This window comes from Pseudactinotalea sp., assembly GCF_048594945.1.
GTDB lineage: Bacteria > Actinomycetota > Actinomycetes > Actinomycetales > Beutenbergiaceae > Pseudactinotalea.
On record NZ_JBMDXJ010000180.1, the window covers coordinates 1 to 6,415 of the forward strand.

A 6,415-nucleotide genomic window follows, 5' to 3' on the forward strand; every position below is an offset into this window, starting at 1 on the left:
ACGTACGGCTGACCCGGCGTCCGCACCCCTGTCGCCACGCGTGTGCTCCGTGGCGACACGCGGATGCAGCCGCGACACGCACCTGTGGATAAGGTTGTGGATGATTGGGCGAATCGGGAAGATCACGGTAGAATCACGAAGCCCGGCGAGGGGGCTCGGACAGCGATCCGAGCAGCTCGGCAACAGCAGCGGGCGGCGCGTCGCACCGGATGGTGACCGGCGTGTCCACGAGGGTGATCGGCCCCGTGACAACGAGGACGAGGAGCCCGACGAGTGGCAGACCAGACCGTGGTGGACCAGACCGAGACCGCAGCGACCCCACCTCCCGCAGAGGGCGGGTACGACGCCGGCAACATCACGGTGCTGGAAGGGCTGGAGGCCGTACGCACGCGGCCGGGCATGTACATCGGCTCCACCGGTGAGCGTGGGCTGCACCACCTGGTCTACGAGATCGTGGACAACTCGGTGGACGAGGCGCTCGCCGGCCACTGCGACACGATCGTGGTCGAGCTGCTCGCCGATGGTGGCGTGCGGGTCTCCGACAACGGCCGCGGCATCCCGGTCGCGATCCACCCCACCGAGGGCAAGCCCACGCTCGAGGTCGTGATGACCGTGCTCCACGCGGGCGGCAAGTTCGGTGGCGGCGGGTACGCGGTCTCCGGTGGCCTGCACGGTGTGGGTATGTCGGTGGTGAACGCGCTCTCCACCCAGATGATCTCCGAGGTCAAGCGCGACGGCCACCACTGGTCGATGACCTTCGCCGATGGCGGCAACCCGGTGACCGAGCTCGTCAAGGGCGAGCCGGCCGACGTCACCGGCACCACGCAGACCTTCTGGGCCGACCCGGCGATCTTCGAGACCACCCACTACGACTTCGAGACCCTGCGGGCCCGGTTCCAGCAGTACGCCTTCCTCAACAAGGGCCTCACGATCACGCTCGACGACCAGCGAGGCGAGGACGTCGAGGATGTCGTGGCCGGCCCGGGTTCCGACGGCGTGGAGACGGCCCGCAAGGTCACCTACCGCTATGACGGCGGCCTGGTCGACTACGTCACGCACCTCAACTCGGCCAAGAAGATCGATCCGGTGCACCCGGAGGTCATCGACTTCGCGGCCGAGGACACCGACCGCAAGATCGCTCTCGAGATCGCGATGCAGTGGACCAATGCGTACTCCGAGTCCGTGCACACCTACGCCAACACCATCTCGACGACGGAGGGCGGCACCCACGAGGAGGGGTTCCGTTCGGCGTTGACCGGGCTGGTCAACCGTTACGCGCGCGACAAGGGTTTGTTGAAGGAGAAGGACGACAACCTCACGGGTGAGGACATCCGTGAAGGATTGACCGCCGTCATCTCCATCAAGCTCGGGGAACCGCAGTTCGAGGGACAGACCAAGACCAAGCTCGGCAACACCGAGGCGCGATCCTTCACGCAGAAGATCGTCAACGACGAGCTCGGTAACTGGCTGGAGTCGCACCCGGCCGAGTCGAAGGACATCGTGCGCAAGTCGGTGCAGGCTGCTGCGGCACGGATGGCGGCGCGCAAGGCTCGTGAAGCGACCCGGCGCAAGGGTGTGCTGGAGAGCGGCGGCATGCCGGGCAAGCTGCGCGACTGCTCGAGCCGCAACGCCGAGGTCAGCGAGATCTTCATCGTGGAGGGCGACTCGGCCGGTGGTTCCGCCGTGCAGGGTCGTAACCCGGAGACGCAGGCGATCCTGCCGATCCGAGGGAAGATCCTCAACGTCGAGCGGGTGCGGTTGGACAAGGCCCTGTCGAACAACGAGGTGCAGGCGCTGATCACGGCGTTCGGCACCGGTATCGGTGAAGACTTCGACATGAGCAAGTTGCGCTATCACAAGATCGTGCTGATGGCGGATGCCGACGTCGACGGCCAGCACATCTGCACGCTGCTGCTCACCGTGCTGTTCCGTTATATGACGGATCTCATCAAGTTCGGGCACGTGTACCTGGCGATGCCGCCACTCTTCAAGTTGAAGTGGGCGAACGCACCGCACCAGTACGTGTACTCCGACCGTGAGCGGGACGCGATGGTCGCTGAAGGGCGTGAGCGCGGATGGCGGCTGCAGAAGGATGGCGGCGGCATCCAGCGGTACAAGGGTCTGGGTGAGATGGACTACGAGGAGCTGTGGGAGACCACCATGAACCCCGATACCCGCACCCTGAAGCAGGTCACGTTGGACGATGCCGAGGCTGCGGACGAGATGTTCTCGATCCTCATGGGCGAGGACGTCGAGCAGCGCCGCACGTTCATCCAGCGCAACGCACGCGACGTGCGATTCCTGGACATCTGAGGGGTAGAGCCGAGTGACCGACGACAACATGACCGAACTTCCCGAAGGCGACCGTATCCAGCAGGTCGACCTGCGGCTGGAGATGCAGCGCAGCTACCTCGACTACGCGATGAGCGTGATCGTGGGCCGCGCGTTGCCCGACATCCGCGACGGTCTGAAGCCGGTGCACCGCCGGATCCTGTACGCGATGTACGACGGTGGCTACCGCCCGGACTCCTCCTTCTCCAAGTGTGCGCGCGTGGTCGGCGACGTGATGGGTCACTACCACCCGCACGGCGACTCGGCGATCTACGACGCGCTCGTGCGGTTGGTGCAGCCCTGGACGATGCGCTACCCGCTGGTGCTGGGCCAGGGCAATTTCGGATCGCCCGGCAACGACCCGGCCGCCGCGCCGCGGTACACCGAGTGCAAGATGGCCCCGCTCGCCCTCGAGATGGTGCGGGACATCGAGAAGAACACCGTCGACTTCGGTGACAACTACGACGGTCACACGCAGGAACCCGAGGTGCTTCCCGCGCGGTTCCCGAACCTGCTGGTCAACGGCAGCGCCGGCATCGCGGTCGGCATGGCGACCAACATCCCGCCGCACAACCTGCGCGAGGTGGCCGACGCCGTCGGCTGGTTCCTCGACAACCCCGAGGCGAGTGCCGAGGAGCTGCTCGGGCAGGCGATGCGCCGGATCAAGGGTCCGGACTTTCCCACCGGTGCGCTGATTCTCGGGACCCGGGGCATCGAGGATGCCTATCGGACCGGCCGTGGCTCGATCACGATGCGTGCGGTGGTCGAGGTCGAGGAGATCCAGGGCCGGCAGTGCCTCGTGGTCGGCGAGCTGCCGTACCAGGTGAACCGGGACAATCTCGCCGCGAAGATCGGTGAGCTGGTCCGCGACGGCCGCATCAGCGGCATCGCGGACATCCGCGACGAGACCTCGGGCCGTGCCGGGCAGCGCCTCATCATCATCCTCAAGCGCGATGCCGTGGCCAAGGTTGTCCTGAACAACCTCTACAAGCACACCCAGCTGCAGGACAACTTCAGCGCCAACATGCTGGCGCTGGTGGACAACGTGCCGCGCACGCTGAGCCTCGATGCCTTCATCCGCCACTGGGTGGATCACCAGATCGAGGTCGTCGTGCGGCGCACCCGCTGGCTGAAGGCCCGTGCGGAGAAGCGCATCCATATCTTGAAGGGCCTGATGAAGGCTCTCGACGCGCTCGACGAGGTGATCGCGCTGATCCGCGCGTCGGCCACGGTCGAGGCTGCGCGTACCGGGTTGATGGAGCTCCTCGACATCGACACCGACCAGGCCGACGCGATCCTTGAGATGCAGCTGAGGCGCCTGGCGGCGTTGGAGCGGCAGAAGATCCAGGACGAGCACGATGCCCTCGAGCGGGAGATCGCCGAGTACAACGCGATCCTGGAGTCGCCTGCCAGGCAGCGTGACGTGATCCGCACCGAGTTGAAGGAGCTCGTCGACAAGTACGGCGACGAGCGCCGCACCACGATCCTTCCCTACGACGGCGACATGAGCGTCGAGGACCTGATCCCGGAGGAGGATGTGGTTGTCACGATCACCCGCGGCGGCTACGCCAAGCGCACCCGGGTGGACAACTACCGGGCGCAGCGGCGCGGCGGCAAGGGCGTGCGCGGTGCGCAGCTGCGCGGTGACGACGTGGTGGACCACTTCTTCACCACCACCACGCACCACTGGCTGTTGTTCTTCACCAACCTCGGGCGGGTGTACCGGGCCAAGGGGTATGAGCTCCCCGAGGGCGGGCGTGACGCCAAGGGTCAGCACGTGGCGAACCTCATGGCCTTCCTGCCCGACGAGAAGATCGCGCAGGTGTTGGCGATCCGCGACTACGAGCAGGCGGAGCACCTGGTGCTCGCCACGGCACGCGGCCTGGTCAAGAAGACGAGGCTCGGCGACTACAACTCGCCGCGCTCTGGTGGCCTGATCGCGATCAACCTGCGTGAGGTGGACGACATCCCGGACGAGCTGGTCGCCGCGCGGCTGGTCGACTCCGGCGACGACCTGCTACTGGTCTCCCGCAAGGGCCAGTCGCTGCGGTTCACGGCCACGGACGAGGCGCTGCGCCCGATGGGCCGCGCGACGTCCGGCGTCACCGGCATGAAGTTCCGCGACGAGGACGCGCTGCTCAGCATGGACGTGGTGACCGACGGCTCCGACCTGTTCGTGGTCACCGAGGGCGGCTTCGCCAAGCGCACCAAGGTGAGCGAGTACCGGGTACAGGGTCGCGGCGGCCTCGGGATCAAGGTCGCGAACCTCGTGGAGGCACGGGGCGATCTCGTGGGTGCGCTGATCACGCAGGAGACCGACGAGGTGCTTGTGATCATGGAGCGCGGAAAGATCGTGCGCTCGGCGGTGAACCAGGTCAACCTCACCGGGCGGAACACCCAGGGTGTGACGTTCGCCAAGCCCGAGAGCGGCGACCGCATCATCGCGATCGCCCGCAACGTCGAGCAGGCGGTCAACGGTCACGACGAGGCAGCACAAGGCAACGACGGCGAAGGTGAGCCGCTCGCAGAGGGCGAGACTGCGCCGTCGGCGACCTCGGGCGACGAGGGTGAGATCACCACAGAGCCAGAGAATGGCGTACCGTCGACCGACGACGAAGAGTCGGAAGGACGCTGATGAGCGAGAGGACCGTGATGACGGGCTCCACCGAGATGCCGCCGAGCCTGCCGCCGGCACGTCCGGGTGGCTCCTCGAGCACGCCGCCCGCGCGAGTGTCGGCGGCCGCTGCACGAGCCGGTTCGAGCCAGGAGGCCGACCGGCCCACGAGCGAGCGGCCGGTCTCGTACCCCGACGGGTCCGGGCCAGGCGAGAAGCCGGCGGCGAAGCCGAAGCCGGCGGGTCCGCGCCGCGTGCGGCTCGCGGTCTCCCGCGTGGACCCGTGGTCGGTGATGAAGCTCGCGTTCCTGCTCTCCATCGCACTGGGTATCGGGCTGGTGGTCGCCACGGCCACCGTGTGGACCGTGCTCAACCAGATGGAGGTCTTCGCCGAGATCGAGAGCGTCATCGAACAGGCCGAGGCGATGAACCAGTTCGGTCCGCTGCTGCAGTATCTGCAGTTCTCGCGGGTGCTCTCGGTGGCGACCGTGATCGCCGTGGTCGACATCGTGCTGCTGACCGCGCTCGCCACGCTCGGTGCGTTCGTCTACAACCTGGTGGCCGCGATGGTCGGCGGGTTGCATCTCACGCTCACCGACGACTGATCCGTGACCGGCCTCACGCGGTGGGGGCGGATCCGGTTTGGGAGGAACGAGGGGCCTGAGGTACCCTCGTGCGGCGCCCGAGTTCCGGGTGTCTTGCTTGTGCGGGCCTATAGCTCAGACGGTTAGAGCGCTTCCCTGATAAGGAAGAGGTCGCTGGTTCGAGTCCAGCTAGGCCCACGACCCTCGGTCGGCGAAGGAGTACGACATGAAGCGAGTGCTCGTCCTGGCGGCTGTCGCCGCTGCCGCAGTGCTCGCCTGGCGCGCCCTCGAGGAGAAGCGTGAGCAGCGCGACCTCTGGACCGAGGTCACCGACCCGCTCCCCTGAGCGGAACAACTGCACACTCCCCTCCAGGGGGCCATGGCGCAATTGGTAGCGCACCTGCTTTGCAAGCAGGGGGTTGCGGGTTCGAGTCCCGCTGGCTCCACCAACGACAGAGGCCACCGCGCGCCAGCGCGAGTGGCCTTGTGTGTTGGTGGGCCAGGGACGACGGCTCCCGCTGGCTCCACCACGACAAGAGGCTGCTCGCGCTAGCGCGAGCGGCATCGCCGCGCGATCGAGGCCGAGCAGCTGGTCGCCCGCCAACGCGCTGAGCGCGACGGCCTGATTCGTCATCTGCGCCAGCAGGACCCCTCCCGCTGGTCCTACGGCGCCATCGCCCACGCCCTCGGCTGCAGCCGCGAGCTGGTTGCCTTGATCGTCAGACGAGGTGCCGATCCGCGATGACGGTGCGCTGGTCGTGGCGTGTATCGCTGGTCACGCCAGCAGCGAGCGTGCCTTGTCGTTCAGCGCGGCGCTCGCGCGTCGGGCCTTGGTCTCGCTGTTCGTGTCGATCAGGGCAGCCGAGTAGTGTGCCGAGTCCTTCAT

Annotated in this window: 4 protein-coding genes and 2 tRNA genes; all 6 read left to right on the plus strand. The window is 67.1% G+C overall.

Annotated features, from left to right (window positions below):
* Positions 1-273: 273 nt before the first annotated feature.
* The 6 genes from gyrB (at position 274) to ACOJSN_RS08025 (ending at position 5,978) form a co-directional block, all read left to right on the plus strand.
* The gene (gene gyrB / locus ACOJSN_RS08000) at positions 274-2,313 is read left to right on the plus strand and encodes a DNA topoisomerase (ATP-hydrolyzing) subunit B (protein WP_420111973.1); all 2,040 of its coding nucleotides are present in this window, start codon (positions 274-276) and stop codon (positions 2,311-2,313) included.
* A 28-nt stretch (positions 2,314-2,341) separates the two neighbouring features.
* The gene (gyrA, locus tag ACOJSN_RS08005; RefSeq protein ID WP_420111974.1) at positions 2,342-4,966 is read left to right on the plus strand and encodes a DNA gyrase subunit A; all 2,625 of its coding nucleotides are present in this window, start codon (positions 2,342-2,344) and stop codon (positions 4,964-4,966) included.
* Entirely contained in the window at positions 4,966-5,550 is a 585-nt protein-coding gene (locus tag ACOJSN_RS08010) for a DUF3566 domain-containing protein (RefSeq protein ID WP_420111975.1), read from the plus strand. Before gyrA ends, ACOJSN_RS08010 begins: the two co-directional genes overlap by 1 nt.
* Before the next feature lie 103 nt (positions 5,551-5,653).
* Positions 5,654-5,727: transfer RNA gene (locus ACOJSN_RS08015), tRNA-Ile, on the plus strand.
* 28 nt (positions 5,728-5,755) lie between these two features.
* Entirely contained in the window at positions 5,756-5,875 is a 120-nt protein-coding gene (locus ACOJSN_RS08020; protein ID WP_420111976.1) for a DLW-39 family protein, read from the plus strand.
* 27 nt (positions 5,876-5,902) lie between these two features.
* A tRNA-Ala gene (locus tag ACOJSN_RS08025) sits at positions 5,903-5,978 on the plus strand.
* Positions 5,979-6,415: the final 437 nt, after the last annotated feature.

What these genes read in the sequence shown, in the direction of transcription:
- gyrA (WP_420111974.1), top strand. Translation starts at nt 2,342, where the DNA reads ATGACCGAACTTCCCGAAGGCGACCGTATCCAGCAGGTCGACCTGCGG.
- ACOJSN_RS08010 (WP_420111975.1), top strand. Translation starts at nt 4,966, where the DNA reads ATGAGCGAGAGGACCGTGATGACGGGCTCCACCGAGATGCCGCCGAGC.
- ACOJSN_RS08020 (WP_420111976.1), top strand. Translation starts at nt 5,756, where the DNA reads ATGAAGCGAGTGCTCGTCCTGGCGGCTGTCGCCGCTGCCGCAGTGCTC.